At 44.3% G+C, this 19,402-nt stretch carries 15 protein-coding genes; 10 read left to right on the forward strand and 5 right to left on the reverse strand.

Annotated elements, in window-relative coordinates; genetic code table 11:
* Window positions 1-29: 29 nt before the first annotated feature.
* The 5 genes from EL216_RS05970 to EL216_RS05990 all read right to left on the reverse strand — a co-directional run bounded on the left by EL216_RS05970 (window position 30) and on the right by EL216_RS05990 (window position 6,107).
* Window positions 30-2,198 (reverse strand): primosomal protein N', encoded by a 2,169-nt coding sequence (locus tag EL216_RS05970; protein ID WP_085389141.1) that lies wholly within the window; start codon window positions 2,196-2,198, stop codon window positions 30-32.
* 63 nt (window positions 2,199-2,261) lie between these two features.
* Window positions 2,262-2,912 (reverse strand): ABC transporter ATP-binding protein, encoded by a 651-nt coding sequence (locus EL216_RS05975; RefSeq protein WP_085389140.1) that lies wholly within the window; start codon window positions 2,910-2,912, stop codon window positions 2,262-2,264.
* Window positions 2,909-3,706: an ABC transporter permease gene (locus EL216_RS05980; RefSeq protein WP_085389139.1), complete on the reverse strand. Its 798-nt coding sequence runs from the start codon at window positions 3,704-3,706 to the stop codon at window positions 2,909-2,911. The genes EL216_RS05975 and EL216_RS05980 overlap by 4 nt, the downstream gene beginning before the upstream one ends.
* Window positions 3,706-4,911: a capsule biosynthesis protein gene (locus EL216_RS05985; RefSeq protein ID WP_197720417.1), complete on the reverse strand. Its 1,206-nt coding sequence runs from the start codon at window positions 4,909-4,911 to the stop codon at window positions 3,706-3,708. The genes EL216_RS05980 and EL216_RS05985 overlap by 1 nt, the downstream gene beginning before the upstream one ends.
* A gap of 26 nt (window positions 4,912-4,937) precedes the next feature.
* A complete protein-coding gene (locus EL216_RS05990; RefSeq protein ID WP_269471210.1) occupies window positions 4,938-6,107 on the reverse strand; it encodes a polysaccharide biosynthesis/export family protein in 1,170 nt (389 codons plus the stop codon).
* A gap of 255 nt (window positions 6,108-6,362) precedes the next feature.
* On the opposite strand from EL216_RS05990, the gene wecB reads away from it, so the two are divergent.
* The 10 genes from wecB (at window position 6,363) to EL216_RS06040 (ending at window position 19,391) form a co-directional block, all read left to right on the forward strand.
* Complete coding sequence (gene wecB / locus EL216_RS05995; protein WP_331852400.1) at window positions 6,363-7,610, forward strand: non-hydrolyzing UDP-N-acetylglucosamine 2-epimerase; 1,248 nt, start codon at window positions 6,363-6,365, stop codon at window positions 7,608-7,610.
* Between the two features lie 29 nt (window positions 7,611-7,639).
* Window positions 7,640-8,935, forward strand: a complete 1,296-nt coding sequence (gene wecC, locus EL216_RS06000; protein WP_331852401.1) for a UDP-N-acetyl-D-mannosamine dehydrogenase — start codon at window positions 7,640-7,642, stop codon at window positions 8,933-8,935.
* Window positions 8,936-8,958: 23 nt separating this feature from the next.
* Window positions 8,959-10,905 (forward strand): CgeB family protein, encoded by a 1,947-nt coding sequence (locus EL216_RS06005; RefSeq protein WP_126300845.1) that lies wholly within the window; start codon window positions 8,959-8,961, stop codon window positions 10,903-10,905.
* Window positions 10,906-10,908: 3 nt separating this feature from the next.
* A complete protein-coding gene (locus EL216_RS06010; RefSeq protein ID WP_085390134.1) occupies window positions 10,909-11,988 on the forward strand; it encodes a CgeB family protein in 1,080 nt (359 codons plus the stop codon).
* Entirely contained in the window at window positions 11,989-12,828 is an 840-nt protein-coding gene (locus EL216_RS06015; protein WP_085390133.1) for an alpha/beta hydrolase, read from the forward strand.
* 108 nt (window positions 12,829-12,936) lie between these two features.
* Window positions 12,937-13,833, forward strand: coding sequence for a CgeB family protein (locus EL216_RS06020; RefSeq protein ID WP_232005220.1), 897 nt, complete (start codon window positions 12,937-12,939; stop codon window positions 13,831-13,833).
* A 1-nt stretch (window position 13,834) separates the two neighbouring features.
* Window positions 13,835-15,868, forward strand: a complete 2,034-nt coding sequence (locus tag EL216_RS06025) for a capsular polysaccharide biosynthesis protein (protein WP_197720418.1) — start codon at window positions 13,835-13,837, stop codon at window positions 15,866-15,868.
* 50 nt (window positions 15,869-15,918) lie between these two features.
* Window positions 15,919-17,220 carry a capsule biosynthesis protein gene (locus EL216_RS06030; RefSeq protein WP_085390131.1) on the forward strand — a complete coding sequence of 434 codons (1,302 nt, stop codon included), beginning with the start codon at window positions 15,919-15,921 and terminating at the stop codon, window positions 17,218-17,220.
* 193 nt (window positions 17,221-17,413) lie between these two features.
* Window positions 17,414-18,829 carry a tetratricopeptide repeat protein gene (locus EL216_RS06035; RefSeq protein ID WP_085390130.1) on the forward strand — a complete coding sequence of 472 codons (1,416 nt, stop codon included), beginning with the start codon at window positions 17,414-17,416 and terminating at the stop codon, window positions 18,827-18,829.
* Between the two features lie 199 nt (window positions 18,830-19,028).
* Entirely contained in the window at window positions 19,029-19,391 is a 363-nt protein-coding gene (locus tag EL216_RS06040) for a VacJ (RefSeq protein WP_085390129.1), read from the forward strand.
* Window positions 19,392-19,402 lie beyond the last annotated feature (11 nt).

The following is a 19,402-nucleotide window of genomic DNA, read 5'->3' on the forward strand; positions in this document are numbered from 1 at the left end:
GTCTGAAAAATCATTTTCAGACGGCCTCTTCACATCTCTTGCGGGTCGATATCCACCGACCATCTTACCTTGCCGTCGCGGTACTGCTGCAACACCTGCACCCACAGGCTCACGGCGTGGTGCAGGTCTTTGCGGGAAGCGGATTCTAAAAACACTTGTGCGCGTTCGCGTTCGGCCAGCCGCGCCATCAGCATGGGCACGGGGCCGAAGGCGGATACGGTTTCGGGCAGCAGCGGTTGGGTAACGGCTTGGATGTCGTTGAGAAACTGCACGGCTTCGTTGATTTTGACGGCATCGGCGCGGATGGCCGTCTGAAAACCGAAGGGCGGCATATTGAATGTTTGCCGTTCACTTAACTCGTTTTCGGCGAAGATGCGGTAATTTTGTGCCTTTACGGCGGCGAATACGGGGTGTTCGGGCAGTTGGGTTTGGATCAGCACTTTGCCGGCGGCTTCGGCGCGCCCTGCCCGGCCGGAAACCTGTATCAGTTCGGCAAACAGTCTTTCGGGGGCGCGGAAGTCGGCACTATAGAGGCTGCCGTCGGCGTTTAATACGATCACGAGGTTCAGCCGTGCGAAGTCGTGGCCTTTGGCGAGCATTTGGGTGCCGACGAGGATGTCGATGTCGTTGGCGGCGATGCGTCGGTATAAATCGGCCCAGTCGTTTTTGTGGGCGGTGCTGTCGCGGTCGACGCGGGCGATTTTGGCTTGCGGGATGAAGTTGCGCAGGGTTTCTTCGACGCGCTGGGTGCCGTGGCCAACGGCGGTAAGGTCTTGGTTGCCGCATTCGGGGCATTTGTAGGGTACGGGCCGTCTGAAATCGCAATGGTGGCAGCGCAGTTGGCGGGCGCGTTGGTGCAGCACCATTTTGGCGGAGCAGCGCGGGCAGCCGAAGGTGTGGCCGCAGTCGCCGCAAAACAGGGCTGGCGCGAAGCCGCGGCGGTTGAGATACACCAGCGACATGCCGCCTTGTTCGTGGTTGGTTTTGAGCAGTTTCAGGGCTTGCGGCGAGAAGCCGTTGTCGAGCGGCAGGCGGCGTACGTCTAAGATGTCGACTTGCGGCAGTTGGGCGGCGGAATGGGCGCGTTCGGTCAGCTCCAGCAGTTGGTACGCGCCGGTTTGCGCTTTGTGCCAGCTTTGCAAACTGGGGGTGGCGCTGCCGAGCACGATGGGGCAACTGCTTTGCTGTGCACGCCAAACGGCCAAATCGCGGGCGTGGTAGCGCAGTTCGTTGTCTTGTTTGAACGAGGAATCGTGCTCTTCGTCCACCACCACCAAGCCCAAATCGGGCAGCGGGGTGAACACGGCCAGCCGCGTGCCGATAATCAGTTTGGCCTGCCCGAGCATGGCGCGCAGATAGTCTTGCGTGCGCTTGCCTGCCGCGGTTTGGCTGTGCAGCACGGCGGCCGGCACGTCGGCAAAACGGGCTTCCACGCGCTTGAGCAGTTGCGGCGTAAGGTTGATTTCGGGCAGCAGAAACAGCACTTGCCTGCCCGCTGCCAGCACTTTGGCCATCACGTCGAAATAGACTTCGGTTTTGCCGCTGCCGGTAATGCCGTAGAGCAGGAAAGGTTTGAAGGTATCGGAGGCCGTCTGAATCGCTTGCGCGGCGGCTTGCTGCTCAGCGTTTAATTGGTGTTCAGACGGCCTCAGCACGGGCGCGGCGGCTTGAGCGGTGCGTATCCAGCCGTTTTCCATCCATTCTTGCAACAGCTTAGGCGCTTGGTTGTGGATGTGTTTCAAGGCCGCCATGCTGAGGCCGTCTGAAAACAAAGCCTGCCACAAGGCATGTTTTTTGTGGAAACGCTCCGGCGGCGGAGTTTGCGCTTTGCCTGCATCGTTCAAAGCATAAAACTGCGGCGGCTGCGGTGTTTCTACGGGCTTGGCTTCTTTCAAACCCAATGGCAGCGCGGTAAACACGGCCTGCCCGAGCGGATAATGGTAATAGCGCGAAGTGAACGCCAGCAGCTTGCACCAGCTTTCGTAAAACAGCGGCTCGCCGGTAAAGGCCGTCTGAACCGGCAGGATTTTTGCCGCGTCAATCTCCGGCGTTACCCCGTTCGCCCACACCACGCCGACAACAGGCTTGCCGCGAAACGGCACCACCACCCGACAGCCTTTGGGCAAGGCGGTCGGGTGGCCGTAGGTGAAGAGACCGTCTGAAATGGGGATGTTGAGCGCGATGTGGTGGTAGTTCATGCGGGTATTATAACCGAGGCCGTCTGAAAAGATTTCAGACGGCCTCCAAACGAATACGGCGGCTTACAGAAGAGCGTTATAGTATTGATATGCTTCGTCCATATTATCGAACTTATACAGCTTCCCCGCTTCCAGCACCATTGCGTTATCGCAATATTGCTTCATCGCGCTATGGTTGTGGGAAACCAAAATTATCGAGCGGTCTTTACGCCTTTCAAACAGTTCGTAGCGGCATTTTTCCGAAAAACGCGAGTCACCCACCGCAATTACTTCGTCAATCAGATAACAGTCGAATTCTACCGCCAGTGACAATGCAAACGCCAGCCGTGCTTTCATGCCCGAAGAGTAGCGTTTTACCGGCTCATACAGATATTGCCCCAGCTCGGAAAATTCTTCCGTAAACGCCTTCACGTAATCCATATCTACGTTATAAATCCGACAGATAAAACGCAAATTATCCATACCGGTAAGGCTGCCTTGAAACGCCCCGCTGAACGCCAGTGGCCAAGAGATGCTCATCGTGCGTTTAATCTCGCCTTCGGTGGGTGGTTCCACACCGCTGATCAGGCGTATCAGCGTGGATTTGCCCGCTCCGTTCCGGCCTAAGATACCGATTTTTTCGCCTTTTTCGAGTTTGAAATCAATATCCTCCAACACCGTCCGCCAGCCTAATCGTGTTTGATATTTTTTGTAAACATGTTCAACAGAAATCATTGGGGCTCCACCCCCTTGCTGAATTTAGCCACCATTGCCAATCCTATCCACAACATGACCAAATTGCACAATAACAAATACCACGGGTTTTCCAATGTAGTAACCGTATGGCCAAAATATCCCTGCCGGAACATTTCCGTACCGTGTACCATCGGGATCCATAATATGTATTTCTGAGCTTGGAGCGGCAATGAAGAAACAAAGAAAAAAGCTCCGGATAAAGGTAGCATAATGAAACTGAAGGTATTCCAAAGTTTACCCAAAGAATCAAATTTAAAAGCGACGGAGCAAATAATCAAACCCAATCCAAAAGCAAATAAGGCCATCAATAACCACGCAATAAGCATATAAAAAATATCTGCGGGCGGCTCAATCCATCTTATTGCAATCAAAACCACCATAATTATGACTTGTGCCACAGTAGCTCCGGCAACTTCTAACAACACGCGAGCCAATATGGTATCCAACACTTTCACATTGCGGTGATAGAGCAAACTGGCATTTGCCGAAATCGCACCGACGGCACGGTTTGACGCATTACGCCACATCATGACCATCGGATAGCCTGTCAGTGTAAAAGCCACAATATTAAGGGTGGAAAAATGATCTGCGCGAATAAACTTCCACAACATAACGATGAGCACCGTCATTAACAACGGCTCTACAAACAGCCACAGAAAGCCGATGTTGTTGCGCCCGTAACGGGTAATGATTTCACGCATCAAAAGCGCACCGACTACCCGCTTTTGAATGGCTAAAGACTCCCAAAAAGTAGTTTCATGCAGCGCTTTCATCAGTTTTTATGCTCTCTTATGCTGGCAGTCAACAAACTCAAAATGCCATACAACATCAAACCGATAAAAAATGTTGCCACGATGTTATATAAGCGTTGCGGCTTCAAAGCCATATCAGGGCGATTGGGCTTAGACACGACTTCAAGATAAAGCTGCTTGCGCTCCGCCTCTGCTTTCGCATTTTCCAGTGCCGCAATGGCTGCCGACAACTGCTTTTCCGCCAGCTCGTTTTCTAAAAACAAACGCTGATATGCTGCCGCTTGAGCCGTTATAGAATTGCTTGATCCCCCTGAAATCATCTGCATTTGCTGCTTGATTTCACGCTGCAAACTTTTTTCGCGTGCTTTCAGGCCGGGGATTTGGGGGTTTTCAGGTGTAACCGCTTTTACTTGGTCTAATTGTGTTTGAATCACAATTAACTCATCCTGCAATTTAGACACCAGCCCCATTTGTGCTTCGGATTGTGCTTTCAAATCAAAAATACCGTGTTTGGTTCGATACACGGCCATTTCTTCAGCCGCATTCTTAACACGCTCTTCCGCTACCGCTACATTTTGCTGAGCTTGTTCAATAGTATCTTTACGGGCTCGGGCGTTAAGCTTATTGATCAGCTCCTCACCCTTACTCAACAATGCCGCATTAATTTGCTGTGATTCTTGCGCATCAAACGACTCCACCCCCAGCGTAGAAATTCCGGATACCGGATCAAAAGCAATAGAAACCTTATCTTTATAGTATTGATAAAAAGCTTCAGCGGAGTCACTGAATCCGAAGCCATTAAAGCGACTGAAAACATCACCTTCTTCTTCGTAATACGAACGAACGGGAATCGTCTTACTTAATTCATCTAAAGCGGTACGCGATCCCATGTAGTCTCTAACAGTATAAGTATCGTCTTGAGAACGGGTGAAGCCTGCACTTTGCAGCAAAGCCCCCAAACCGCCTGTAGAAGTTTGATTATGGGGCGAACGCACCACAAAGCTGGATTCAGACGTATATCGATCTGATGCCCATCCGGAAAAATAGACCACTGAACATACGGTTGGAATAATAATCGTCATCCAAGCCAATAAGCCGGGTTTGGGTAAACGAATCTGTTTTTTCTGCTGCTGCCGAATTACATCACGTTGAGCATCATCCGCAGCCTTTTGGTTTGATTCGAATGGTTTCTGACTTATTTCCGCATCTGTATTTTTTTCAGACATTTTTGATTTACACTTTCTATTAGCGATCAATTAGCTATATTGTTCACACTGTTCACACCGCTTACCACTGGAGAAAATACAAATTGTAAAAACTTCTGCATTTCAGCCAGCGGAGCATTGGCCACATATACAATGTCTTTATCCTTCATAGGAAATTTCTGCAACCAAAACAACGAATTTGCATCTAGAAGATTCATTCTGTAAACAGTAGGCACTTCCATTGAAATATCATAGCCTTTGGCCAACCACTTTTCTTTCTCTTCTTGTGGCAGCAACTCCAAAGACTGATATCGAAACACAAAAACACCCTTAGGATTGGCACGCCGATCCAACAAACCACCCGAAGCACCAATCGCCTCACCTAAATTCATACCCTTGGCCGAAAAAGAGATTTGCTGGTTTTTACCAAGTGCCCCCAATGCAGTGAAACTGAGAGGCTTCGAAAGCAAAGTGATCACATCCCCCGGTTGCAAAACAACATTTTGCGCGGGTTGGGCTGTAATCGTTTCCAAGGCAACCGTACGAACCATGTTTCCACGGGTCATCTGTACCGATATATCTTGTACGCCACTATCCGTTCCGCCAATAGCAGCTACCGCATCTAAAACACGCTCACGATGGCCGGTTAAAGGCATTCTGATACTGCGCCCGGCTCGAATTACCGTAGCATTGCTGGAGTTATTTTGAACAACCCTCACCATGGCCTGCGGCTGGTTCGCCATTTTTTTCAGACGGCCTACAATCTCTTTTTGTATCTGCACCGGAGTTTTTCCACTAACCGACACATTCCCTAAAAAGGGCACCGAAACCATGCCCTTAGTATCCACAATCTGCGGAGGCAAGCTGACTGTTTGAGCAGAACCCGAACCCACTGAATTCAAAGCCCCACCAAAAAGTACGGCCGGAGCGGCTTCCCACAGAGTGATTTCGAGCACATCTCCAGCACCAATCACATCAATTGTTCTTGAACCTCCCAAGCCAAAACCTGTAAAAGAATCCCCGTAAGCCATACGATGCAATCCTGAAGTTACCTTCTCATCAACATCAATCACTGCCACATCAGGTAAAGAAACTTGAGAAGTTTGGCTTTTCAAACCAGTTACTTCAACTTGTGCCGGACCTGATGTTGGCAAATTACCACAAGCACACAAAATTACTGATGCAAAAATAACACCAGCCATCTTATATATAGCCATCACCTAATTCTCATTTCAAGAAAAAATTAAAAATAACGTATTTAATTCAATATATTACAATTTAAAAATAAAATCTTTAAATATGCAATATAAATATAAGAAATTTTTGTCTACATGACATTTGTAACTTACCCGTAAGAATAGGATAAATTTTACAATATTTCTTTAACAAAACAATAACAAATTACACTATAATCTTCAACTTAGTCAAATAAGACAAAGTCTTACTCATTATTTTCACGGGAAATATTCATTATGGAAAAAAAACCATCAATCGGTAACATCTCTTCAATCCCCTCTACCTTACCCACTTTCAGATTACCATACCCACATAGTCATAATGGGAAGATAACAGTCTCAAAAATGCCAAGACTATTAGTTGTTTTTGGGACAAGACCTGAAGCCATCAAAATGGCCCCATTAGTTGACGGATTAAAAAAAAGAAAAATCGATTTTCGAGTGTGTGTAACTGGGCAACACCGCCAAATGCTTGATCAAGTTTTGGATTTATTTGAGATTACACCTCACTACGATTTAGACATTATGAACAGTAAACAGACATTGTCTACTGTAACATCAGCTATTCTTCAGAAAATACAACCTGTTATCGAAGATTACAAACCAACTGTTATTTGCGTTCATGGTGACACAGCTACAACATTGGCAACATCTTTAGCTGCTTACTACAACCAAATTGATATCGCCCACATTGAAGCTGGGTTGAGAACCAGCAATATCTATTCACCCTGGCCGGAAGAAGGCAACCGTAAAATTACCGCTGCGGTAGCTAAATATCACTTTGCACCTACTGAAAGTACAAAAAACAACTTGCTCCAAGAAGGAGTGTCAGCCCAAAACATTTATGTAACGGGCAACACCGTTATTGATGCCTTATTTTTAGCTTGCCAGAAAATTGAAAGCAAAAAAGAGCTTCTAGACAAATACCAAAATGAATTTTCATATTTAAATAATAAGAAGATTGTCTTGATCACAGGACACCGCCGAGAAAATTTCGGAAATGGTTTTGAAAATATTTGCCAAGCAATATCAGAGTTAGCTTCTCAAAATGATAACGTGGAATTCGTATATCCTGTCCACCTCAATCCAAGTGTGCGCGAGCCTGTAAACCGCTTACTGGCAGGCAAGCCCAATGTCCATTTGATAGAACCTTTAGACTATCTAAGCTTTGTTTACTTAATGAAAATGTCTTATATCATCCTAACCGATTCAGGTGGTATTCAGGAAGAAGCCCCGTCGTTAGGCAAGCCTGTGCTGGTTATGCGTGATACAACAGAGCGCCCTGAAGCCGTAGAAGCAGGAACAGTAAAACTGGTAGGAACTTCTCAAAAAACCATTATTGAGCAAGTAAATGTGCTGCTTAACAACCGAAGCGAGTATGAAAAAATGGCAGGAGCTCATAACCCATACGGAGATGGCACAGCCGTAGACAGGATTCTCTCCATATTTACCAACGAACAAATAAATCAACAACTCGCAATTTAGCAAACCGGCTTCTACAAAAAGTCTATCCCTTGAAATTTTTCAAAGAGAAAAACGTCATGTCAAAATTTGAGACCATTTCAGTAATTGGATTAGGATATATTGGCCTTCCTACCGCTGCAGCTTTTGCACAACACGGGGTTAACGTAATCGGCGTAGATGTTAATCAACGCGCCGTAGACACGATTAATCAAGGCAAAATTCATATTGTAGAACCGGAATTAGATATTGCCGTACACGAGTGCGTAGCAAAGGGAACATTAAAAGCAACAATGGTTCCGGAACCTGCAGATGCTTTTTTAATCGCTGTTCCCACTCCATTTAAAGGTTCAAATTACGAGCCCGATCTCAGCTATATTGAAGCGGCCAGCAAAGCGATTGCTTCGGTACTGAAAAAAGGCGACCTCGTTATTCTCGAGTCAACGTCTCCAGTAGGAGCGACAGAGCAAATGTCCGAATGGCTGGCAAAGGCTCGTCCTGATCTCACTTTCCCTCAACAAACCGGAGAAAACTCAGATATCCGCATTGCTCATTGCCCCGAAAGAGTATTGCCCGGCCAAGTAATGCGAGAACTGACCGAAAATGATCGCATTATCGGTGGTATCACACTCAAATGCTCTAAACAGGCTGTTTCCTTATATAAAATTTTTGTCAAAGGCGACTGCATCATTACCAATGCCCGCACCGCCGAGATGTGCAAGCTAACCGAAAATTCTTTCAGAGACGTTAATATTGCCTTTGCCAATGAACTCTCTATTATTTGCGATAAATTGAACATCAACGTTTGGGAATTAATCTCCCTTGCCAACCGACATCCCCGTGTCAATATTTTACAACCAGGCTGTGGCGTAGGTGGGCATTGTATTGCCGTTGATCCATGGTTTATCGTTAATAAAACGCCTGATTTAGCCAAATTGATTCACACAGCTCGCTTAGTAAACGACGGAAAGCCTGAATGGGTCATCAATAAAGTAAACGATGCCGTGATTGAGGCCTTACAAAAAAATCCCAATAAAACCCTAAGCGACATCAAAATTGCCTGCCTAGGTCTAGCATTCAAACCCGATATTGATGACTTGCGTGAAAGCCCTGCGTTAAAAATTACGGAACAACTGGCCGAAAAATATCCAAATCAACTTTTGGCTGCTGAACCAAACATAGAAGCGCTACCAGAAAAATTAACCGCTAAAAATATTAAACATTCATCTTTATCGCAAGCCTTAGAGGCCTCAGATGTATTAGTAGTGCTGGTTGACCATAAAGAGTTTAAAGAAATTCAGACGGCATCAGTAAATGCTGTTGTAGTGGATACCAAAGGCATTTGGTGATTTTGAGAGAAAGAAAATAAATTATGAAACAAAATAGAGATTTATCAACTCTTTTAAAAGAATTGCATATACAAATAGATGTCTTGAAAAATATTGAAAAAGAAATTAGTAAATTAAATAAACCAAATATTTCTCTCCCAAAATCAGATGAAAAGCATACAGTTTCTTTTCAATTAGGCAGTATTTTAATTAATAGCACTAAAAGTTTTAATGATTTTATCTCTACGCCTAATAAATTATTTAAATTATATCAAGTAAACAAAGAAAGAAAAAAGGCAAAAATAACTACTGCTACTGCTAAGCCTAAAGAACCTATCGAGATAAAAGTAAGTAAAAAACAAAATACGATAGCAAAATTTACCAAGGGGCTGACACTATTAGATCCTATTTCTGAACTATGCTGGTCCGATGCATTTACAGGATTTCCTATTGTTCGAAAGGATTTCCAAAAACAAATTAAATCAACCACTAGCCAATTTGCTTTTTTTGAGAGTGCTTGGAGAGCAAACAAAGGATCTTGGTTATATGCATTCACATCACCCGGATTAAAACATGACAATGCTCAGGCATTACTTACGGCAATCTCTTTGTTGAAGAAGAAAAAAATTCCAATTATTTTTTGGAACAAAGAAGATCCCATGCATTATGAAATGTTCAAACCAATCACCAAATATGCTGATTATATCTTTACAACGGATAGCTTGATTGTAGATAAATATAAAAAAGAGCTTGGTAATAATAATGTTTGGGCAGTCCCATTTGCAGCACCTGTAAAACAAACTAATCCAATCGGACGCTTTGCTTTAAAAACTGAAACTGTCTGTTTTGCCGGGACATATTATGCAAAAAATCATGAGAACAGAAAAAAACAAATGGATATGCTTTTACCAGCTTTGCTTGAAAATAATGGTGTGATTTATGACAGAGCTTCCAAAGAACAAAAAGAAGAATATGCCTATCCTAAGATTTATGACTCTATCATTCGGAATGCTGTTAACTTTAATGAAATGATTTCACTTTATAAAAAATTTAAAGTTTTTTTAAATGTAAATACTATTACCCAATCAACAACAATGATGTCTCGTCGAGTTTATGAGCTACTAGCAAGTGGGACACCCGTTGTTTCTACTACATCTAAGGCAATTACTGAACAGTTTCCAGGTATTGTTATTACTGTTAATAATGAGCAAGAAGCCAAATTAGCTGTCCATAAATTATTAACTGATAGTTATTATTGGCATAAACAGTCAGTTTTAGGTATCAGAGAAATTATGCATTCTCATACTTATGAAAAGCGTTGGGATTATATTAATAGTGTCATTAATTCTTCTGAACAAGTTAACTCTCATCAATTAAATGTTAGAGTGATTGCCCAGTATCATGGCTATATTGACTTATCAATTTACATTAACTCTTTAATAAATCAGAATAATATAGATATTAAAGAATTGGTAATTGTAAAGTCTTCAACCTTACAGATCAATGAAGAAATTACTCAGCAACACAATGTGAAAGTTGTAAACTTGTCTGATTTCAAGGCAAAAGAATATGTGAATATCAATCCAGAGATTGAATACACTTTATTTACCGATGATAGAACATTACATTATAAAAACTCTATTTGGGGTATGTGTGTTGCATTTGAATATTCTGATTCAGATGCCATTTCTCGAAGCACATATTACAAAGTCTCAAAACTATGCGACAAATTTGATTACTCCATTGAGAATCCAAATTGGTATGTCCCAATGAAAGAGGTTTCTACTTCTTGCTGTTTAATTAAAGATAAGAATTTCACCAATTTGATCGTCAATTTACATGATAAGAAAATCAAATCAACGTCAGACGTAAAAAATATTTTGTTGGTAGATCCATTTAATGCAGTTCAAATTGATGATGCTACCAAGTTAAATAGTAAAGAAAAGCTGATAGATTTTATATATAAAACATCCCCATATTTAGGCATTTAAGCTATGAAGTTTATTTTATTTGATTCCATTTTAGAAAGACATTTGGGCGAAAGCTTAAAGCGCGCATTAGAGTATTTGGGACATGAGGTTGTTTTTACTGACCTTATTTTACACGGACACTCAATGATTAGTTCACAAAAAGATATTGAGTTTATGTGGAGTAAGGTTAAAGAAATTTGCTCAGAACCCGTAGATCTTTTTATTGCATTTAGGCCGATGAATTTATTACCAGAAATGGTTGAATATATCGGTCAAAGAATGAAAACCGCAATATGGTTGTCAGATGATCCCGTGCTTTACAAAACCTGTTATGGAGGAGTTGTTAATTCCTATGATATTTTATTACACTGCGGATATGCAGATGTAATGGATTTTTATGAAAAAAAAGGACATCCGAAAGGGTTTAATTTCCCGTTTTGGACAGACCATATTAGCTTCCCTATTGTTTATGATCCTATCTTTGCTGAATATGATATTGCATTTTTAGGAAATATGAATGGACAAGTTCGCCGTAAACGTTATATGGAGTTAGCATTACTACCATTTACGAAAAAAGTATTTGGCTTAATTGATTCAGATCCACTTGCTATGCATGGTGGATTCATTCGTGAAGCTTATTTGCATACTCAAAGAGTATCAGAAGTGCTTTCAAAAGCCAAAATGGGGGTTAGTATTCCTCAATTTTTTACAGAGTATAATGGGTTGGATTACGATTTTCCTGAACTTGCGGATTTAGGGTATTTTCAATTTCCAAGCCGCGTAATTCAATATGCAGCAAGTGGCTTACCCATTGCCGCTGTTGGCGATCAAAGAATGAAAGAAGCATTTCCTGAAATTTTTGTGGCAAACAATATTGCAGAGTTAGAATCGTATATTACTAAAATTACCACAAACTATTCCTTTGCACTCAAAGAGTCTAAAAAAATACTTAATAGATTCCAAAAGAATTTCTCAGCAATATCACGAGCGATGATGCTTATTGATTTAGTTAATAATCTTAATTCGTTACAGAATAAAAATATCAAAGAACGCTCTTTGATGTTTATGACATATGATGCAGATTATCAACAGGAGACGTACTAAATGAATATCTCAAATTATGCAAAGGAGAAACTTCAAAGTTCGTTAGGCAAATCAGAAGTTTCATTTAAATATGAAATTAATGATATGCCGCTATCCTCTTATTTATATAAAAAAGAAAGCAGCGATAAGCTGTTTGTTATATTAAATGGCGCATTAGATCGCAATAGAACAACAGCATTAACTTATCACAGATACTCTTGGCATCCTTTATTTGATGGTTCTGTACTATACATTGCAGATCCAACATTATTTAAGCATTCCAGTATATCATTAGCATGGTACATGGGAGATAAATATACTCCTCTATACCCTTATTTAAAAGATTTTATATTGTCTGTTGCATCAGGATTGAATATCTCAACATCTAAGTTGGTGTTGTATGGTTCCAGTGGCGGGGGATTTTCGGCTATTCAATTAGCATCATTTATTGCGAGTGGTGCATTGGCCGTATGTATTAATCCGCAAACCAATATTATCAAATATGTTGAAACAAATAGGGATCCTTTTTTAGCGCAATGCTTCTCTGCCTCTTGGAATGATCATCAAGAATTGTCAAAAAATCACCGATTCAATGCAATTGAGAATGTAAAATTAAATAATACAAAAATTCTTTACATTCAAAATGAGACCGATAATTTTCATGTGAAACACCACTTTGAACCATTCATCACTCAATTAGGCATCACTAATTGGCAAAAAAATTTTGAGATTGATGAAGAAAATCAATCAAGGGTTCAAGTATTATGGTACAAGCATGAATCAGGACATGCTGCCGAGCCCAAAGAATGTATGCCAGAGATTATGCGGGCTATCAATTACATGATTGATAAAGTTAAATAATTATAAAAGTTTGGTAATGGCATGATACAGATATATCTGATAAGCGATACATTAACAAGAGAAGCTCTATCGTATAGCTCTGAAAATATACAATCATCGTGGTGGAAGTTGGCAGCAAAATATGATTCTTTTTTATTCGTTGAATCAGCCTGGCAAGGTTATAAAAATCGCTGGAAGTATAAGGTTGCTGCTTATCCTGAAGATCCGAACCGCACCAATAAAAAGTTGGTGCGGTTGGTCCAAACGGCCAAAGACAAGGGGATCCCAACTGTTTTTTGGAATAAAGAAGATTCGATTCACTTCGACCGTTTTATTGATTCTGCCAAACATTTCGACCATATTTTTACCGTAGATCAAAATTGTGTAGAACGATATAGATCAGTTGTACCACCGGAAACTACGGTTGACGTAGCCATGTTCCCTGTTCAACCTCGAATCCACAATTATCAAGGGTTTAATTTCAAGTATATGGCTGCTAATTTTATTGGCAGCTACAGCAAACATATCCATGATAAGCGTAGGGAGCGGCAAGAATTGCTGTTTCGAGCAGCTTATAAAGCGGGGCTACCAGTAACGATTTTTGATCGAAATTCCGATAGAAAATCAGATAATTACCGCTACCCCGAACATGAATTCAACCTAACAATACGCCCGGCCGTAGATTATGTGCAAACCGCTGATATTTACAGACAATTCGCCGTGTCGCTCAACGTAAATACAATTGAGGATTCTCCTACCATGTTTTCCCGCCGCGTGGTGGAAGTATTGGCTTGTGGTGGTATTTTGGTTTCGACACCAAGTTTGGCGATGGATAGGTTATTTAAAGATTATTGCCATATTGCTCACTCTGAAGATGAGGCCGTAGCTTTATTTGAGCGTTTGAAACATGGCCCATCCAAACAAGATTTGGAAATGGCTAAGGCTGGAGCAGATTTCGTGTTGAATCATTTTACATGGCAAAAATTTTTGGAAAAAATTGAAGCGGTGATTGCTTCTAAAAAATAATATGATGCTCTCCAGCTTAGGTTTATATCTACAACGTAAGCATTTGCATGCTTTTTTACCCTCTAATATTCGATGCAATAATTATTTTGTGTTGTGGGGAAAAAAACATCCAAAACGCAAGTTTGTTGCTCAACATTTATTTAAACTGCCTACTGTTTATTTAGAAGACGGCTTTCTGCGTTCAATCGGTTTGGGCGTAGCAGGCTGCCCGCCACTTGCTTTGGTTGTTGACGATTCGGGTATTTACTACGACACCACCCGCACTTCACGTTTGGAACAGTTGATTTTGGCTGCGGACAGCATGCCGTCTGAAATCATTGAAGATGCTAGAAAAGCAATCGGCCTTATCGTTACAAACAAACTTTCCAAATACAACCATGCGCCAATCTTTTCAGACGGCCTCTTTGTCAAAAGGCCGTCTGAAAAAGAAGTTGTGTTGGTTATCGACCAAACTTTCGGCGATATGGCGGTGCAATACGGCGGCGCGGATGCAAATACTTTCGAGCGCATGTTTCAGACGGCCTTATCTGAGAATCCCGATGCGGAAATCTGGGTGAAAACCCATCCCGATGTATTGAGCGGTAAAAAACGCGGCTACCTTACCGATCTCTCTAACCAGGCGGAAAATGTGCGCTTGGTGGCAGAAGACATCAATCCGATTTCTCTTTTGGAGCAAGTAGATAAAATTTATTGCGTTACTTCTCAAATGGGATTTGAAGCCCTGCTGCTGGGCAAGCCCGTGGTCACTTTCGGACTACCGTGGTATGCAGGCTGGGGCGTTTCCGACGACCGCCATTCCGGTGTAGCCGGTTTAACCGCACAAAAACGTCGCGCCCCCCGCTCACTGTTGCAGCTTTTTGCTACCGCCTATCTGCAATACAGCCGCTACATCAACCCGAACACCAGTAAAACGGGAACGATATTCGATGTTATCGACTATCTTTCTTCTGCCCGCCGCTTAAATGAAAAGCTGCGCGGCAATCTTTACTGTGTCGGCATGTCTTTGTGGAAACAGGCAGTAATTAAGCCGTTTTTCAACGTACCCTCCTGCCGCCTGCATTTTGTTTCGTCCTTCAAAAAACTGGAAAAATCCACATTGCCGTCCGACGCACGGCTTTTGGTTTGGGGAAACGGCAGTCAGAAATCGGCTGATTTTGCTCAAAAATACAATCTGCCAGTATTGCGGATAGAAGACGGCTTCATACGTTCGGTGGGATTAGGCTCCAATTTGGTGCCGCCGCTCTCGCTCGTTATCGACGATCAAGGCATTTACTTCAACGCAGAACGGCCCTCCCGCTTGGAACACATTTTGCAGAACCGTGAATTTACCGCACAGGATTTTCAGACGGCCTCTTATTTGCAGCAAGCACTTACCGAAGCGGAAATCAGCAAATACAACGTCGGCAACGGCACACTCAATATTCCGGATACCGACCGTAAAGTGCTGCTGGTGCCCGGTCAGGTAGAAGACGATGCCTCCATCCGCTACGGTTCGCCTGAAATCCACACTAATTTGGGTTTATTGAAAAAAGTGCGCGAGCTGAATCCCGATGCCTACATCATCTACAAACCCCACCCCGATGTTGTGAGCGGCAACCGCGTCGGCGCAATTCCGCCGGAAGAAGCATCACGCTACGCCGACCAAACCGTTACCGAGTGCGACATCCTAACTTGCCTGAAACATGTCGATGAAGTCCATACTCTGACTTCCCTATCCGGATTCGAGGCCTTGTTGCGCGGTAAAACCGTACATTGCTACGGCCTGCCGTTTTATGCCGGCTGGGGATTAACTCAAGATTATCTGCACCTGCCGCGCCGCACTCGAAAATTGGCATTATGGGAGCTGGTGGCCGGCACCTTAATTCATTACCCGAACTATGTTCATCCGCAAACACGCAACTTCATTGATGCCGACACCGCTATTGGAATTCTGCGGGCACAAAAACAACAGCACAAACACAGCAACCGCCTGCACCGGAGCTTTTTTTCCAAGCAATGGTTCAAAATTAAACAACTTTATGTATTAATTAAATAAAATTAATGTTATAGTTTTATTCTTTTTTATAAAAAAGAAAAATAGTGCATATGGAAAATGTCAACACTCAAAGCTACCTGGAAGAGCTGATCAGCACAAGTGATCATGTTTTACTGCTGCAAGGGCCTATCGGCACATTTTTTTACGACTTTTCAAACTGGCTTTCCACCCAACAATCCAAAACCGTATTTAAGATTAACTTTAATTACGGCGACGAACTGTTTTATCCGTCAAGCACCCCCAATACGTTTGCCTACCGCGACACTTATCAGGCATTCCCCGATTTTTTGTCTGATTTCATTGAGAAAAACGATATACAGGCTGTTGTCTGCTTTGGCGACACCCGCCCGTACCACATCGTTGCCAGACAGATTGCCGGGCAGAAAAACCGGAGTTTTTGGGCATTTGAAGAAGGCTATTTCCGCCCCTTCTATGTAACGTTGGAAAAAGACGGTGTAAATGATTTTTCCTCACTGCCGCGTAATGCCGATTTCTTTCTGAAAGCGTTACCGAACCTGCACACACAACAATACCAAGAACCTCCGGCCGTTCCCGGCGGCTTCCTACCCATGGCCAAACATGCCGTCCGCTACTATTTTGCCGCCCGCAGACACCATGACAAATATCCTTATTACATCCACCATCGTGTCAGCAATCTCAGACATTACATCAAATCATGGGCTTTTTCAGGGCTGAAACGCGCCAACTATGTGTTTGAAGACCGTAAATTCGCCAAACGGGTAACAAACGGCAAATTCGGTAAATTCTTCATTCTGCCGCTGCAAGTGATGAACGACAGCCAAGTACGGGTGCACAGCGATTTTTCATCCGTCCGCAGCTTCCTGTTGCACATCCTCACATCATTCGCCACCCACGCGCCGGATAATGTGAACCTGATTGTGAAACACCATCCGATGGACAGAGGTTTTATCGATTACCGCAAAGACATCAATCATTTCATCAAACAGCACCCCAAGCTGAAAGGCCGTGTTTTTTATGTTCACGACACTCCGTTGCCGGTTTTACTACGCCACGGCACCGGTATGGTTACGCTCAACAGCACTTGCGGGCTTTCCGCTTTGATTCACAATATGCCGGTTAAAGTAATCGGCCGGGCAAGCTACGATATTGCAGGCATTACTTTCCAAAACAGCCTGGCTGAATTCTGGAACCGCCCTACCCCGCCGGACAGCAAATTATTCCATGCTTTCCGTATGTATCATATTAACGTTACTCAGATTAACGGCAGCTTTTACAGCAAAGTGAATCTTCCTACCCATAGTTACGCGTACCAGCACATTCGCCAGGACGATCCGTTGGTTCAAAAAAGCAACCGCTTTAAGGCCGTCTGAAAACAAGCCCAAACCTTTGCAAAACCGGATACGTTTTGAAGCACCGCCTCCCAACGCAGAATGCAGCGTATTGGGGTTTTTGCAAAAAGTCCACCTGCCTTTCAGACGGCTCTGAAACCACAGAGCACAGCCTTCTCCTTATTGGCATAAGATTGCTATACAATGCCTTTTTTCGTCATCACCAATCCGAAAAATGACTCATCCCACCCCCGACTCTCTTTTTGAACAAGGCCATGCGCTATTGCTGGACAATCCCGACGATTGCGCTCCGGCCATCCCGCTTTTACGGCAAGCCGCCGAACAAGGCCATGTTGAAGCCGCTTTCCAACTTGCCGGCTGCCTCTTGAATGGCGGCGGTTCCCGCCCCGACTACACGGCTGCCCGCCAATGGCTGCAAAAAGCCGCCGATGCCGGCCATCCGTATGCCCGCTACAACCTTTTGCAAATGCGTGCATTTGACGGCGAACCTTTTTCTGCCCAAGTTGACGAATATACCGAGTTGGCCGAAAAAGGCATTCTTCACGCCCAACTGCGTATGCTCGAATATTGCGCCGAAAACAAAGACCCTCAGGCAGTGCATTGGGCGGAACTGGCCGCAGCACAAAACAGCCCCGATGCCCAATATTTTCTGGCCAAACACTATCAGCAGGCTTCACAGCCCGATCTCGAAAAAGCCCACCGCCTGTTTACACAAGCGGCGGAGCAAGGTTTGATTGCCGCGCACTGGCAACTCGGCAACCAATACCGCTACGGGCAATTCGTCGAAAAAGACTTGAAAAAAGCGGCCGAACATTTTCTGCCTGCCGCACAAGACGATATTTCGGCGGCACAAACCGCATTGGGCGAAATCCTGCTCGAAAACGGCGACGGCAGCGGAGTGGAATGGCTGCAAAAAGCGGTACGGCAAGGTGATATCAATGCCCATGCTTTACTGGCAAACGTCTATCTCATAGGCAAATATGTCGAACGCGATTACCAGCAAGCCCGTCAGCATGCCTCCACCGCCGCCCGCTGCAACCACCCCGAAGCCCTCCGCCTGCTCGGAGACATCTTCCGCTACGGTCTGGGTATCGAAGCCGATGCCGATACCGCACTGCGCCAATACCAACGTGCAGCCGAACTCGGCAATATGGCCGCGCACCAGAAACTGCTGACCGATACCGCACTGTCGCACAGCGAACATTACAACGAAGCCAAACAAGCCGCCCTGCTCTACCAAAAAGCAGACAAGGCCTACCAAACCGCTTTCTCCTATCACTACGGTTTAGGCCGTTCGCAAGACTACATGCAGGCACGCAAGTTTTATATAGAGGCTGCCGAATTAAACCATCGCAAGGCCCAAACCAATCTCGGCATGATGTATTACAACGGCCAAGGCGTAGAAACCGACCCGGAACAAGCGGCTTACTGGTTTGAGCAGGCTGCCAACCAAGACGATGTCATCTCCCAATACAACCTTGCCTGCCTGTATTACCACGGGCGTGGCGTTCCCCGCAGCACCGAAACCGCCTGCCACTGGCTCCAAGCCGCCATCAGCAGCGGCCACGAGCAGGCTACCGTGTTAAAACAATTATTGGCGCAATGGCAGCAAGAAATACATCCTGTCTGAACCATGCGTGTCCGACGGACAGCAAAGAGGCCGTCTGAAAAATTTCAGACGGCCTGATTCGCACCCGTTCGCAAACAAACCAAATCATATAGCCGTTATTTGCCCTACACTTCCCACCTCACAATTTGATTCTGCGTGATTATAGATTTTAGAACACCTTTGCTATATCATTTCCACTCCCACCCGCAGGAGCATAGCTATGTATGAAGTAAATCGCAGCGTATTTTTGTTAGTTCCCCTCGAGCCGTTTTGGAATTGGTTGCAGTCACTCCCCGAAGTAGATTTGGACGACATCCGCTTGGAAGACTTGCAGGCCGATGCCAACGCTTATATGGTCAAACCCTGCGAAACTGTCGATGAAGTGTGGGATGAAATAGAAAACCACTTCGAAGAGATTTTCGCCGCCGAATTGGGCGACTGGTGCGAAGACGAAAGCTATTGGCCGGATTTGCACGCCGATATTTTCGGCGAATGGTTCGATATTCAGCTCTCTACTGTCGTTACCGACCTCGAGCAAGAACCGCTCGGCCGCGAAATCTTCCAGCCCATTACCCTAAACTGATTTTTCAGACA

Source organism: Neisseria animaloris, from assembly GCF_900637855.1.
GTDB lineage: Bacteria > Pseudomonadota > Gammaproteobacteria > Burkholderiales > Neisseriaceae > Neisseria > Neisseria animaloris.

Excerpts from the sequence above, each read along its gene's own strand:
- EL216_RS06015 (WP_085390133.1), top strand. The coding sequence starts at position 11,989 with ATGAATATCTCAAATTATGCAAAGGAGAAACTTCAAAGTTCGTTAGGC.
- wecB (WP_331852400.1), top strand. The coding sequence starts at position 6,363 with ATGGAAAAAAAACCATCAATCGGTAACATCTCTTCAATCCCCTCTACC.
- EL216_RS05980 (WP_085389139.1), bottom strand. The coding sequence starts at position 3,706 with ATGAAAGCGCTGCATGAAACTACTTTTTGGGAGTCTTTAGCCATTCAA.
- EL216_RS06030 (WP_085390131.1), top strand. The coding sequence starts at position 15,919 with ATGGAAAATGTCAACACTCAAAGCTACCTGGAAGAGCTGATCAGCACA.
- EL216_RS05975 (WP_085389140.1), bottom strand. The coding sequence starts at position 2,912 with ATGATTTCTGTTGAACATGTTTACAAAAAATATCAAACACGATTAGGC.
- EL216_RS06025 (WP_197720418.1), top strand. The coding sequence starts at position 13,835 with ATGATGCTCTCCAGCTTAGGTTTATATCTACAACGTAAGCATTTGCAT.
- EL216_RS06010 (WP_085390134.1), top strand. The coding sequence starts at position 10,909 with ATGAAGTTTATTTTATTTGATTCCATTTTAGAAAGACATTTGGGCGAA.
- EL216_RS05985 (WP_197720417.1), bottom strand. The coding sequence starts at position 4,911 with ATGTCTGAAAAAAATACAGATGCGGAAATAAGTCAGAAACCATTCGAA.
- EL216_RS06035 (WP_085390130.1), top strand. The coding sequence starts at position 17,414 with ATGACTCATCCCACCCCCGACTCTCTTTTTGAACAAGGCCATGCGCTA.
- EL216_RS06040 (WP_085390129.1), top strand. The coding sequence starts at position 19,029 with ATGTATGAAGTAAATCGCAGCGTATTTTTGTTAGTTCCCCTCGAGCCG.
- EL216_RS05990 (WP_269471210.1), bottom strand. The coding sequence starts at position 6,107 with ATGGCTATATATAAGATGGCTGGTGTTATTTTTGCATCAGTAATTTTG.
- EL216_RS06005 (WP_126300845.1), top strand. The coding sequence starts at position 8,959 with ATGAAACAAAATAGAGATTTATCAACTCTTTTAAAAGAATTGCATATA.
- EL216_RS05970 (WP_085389141.1), bottom strand. The coding sequence starts at position 2,198 with ATGAACTACCACCACATCGCGCTCAACATCCCCATTTCAGACGGTCTC.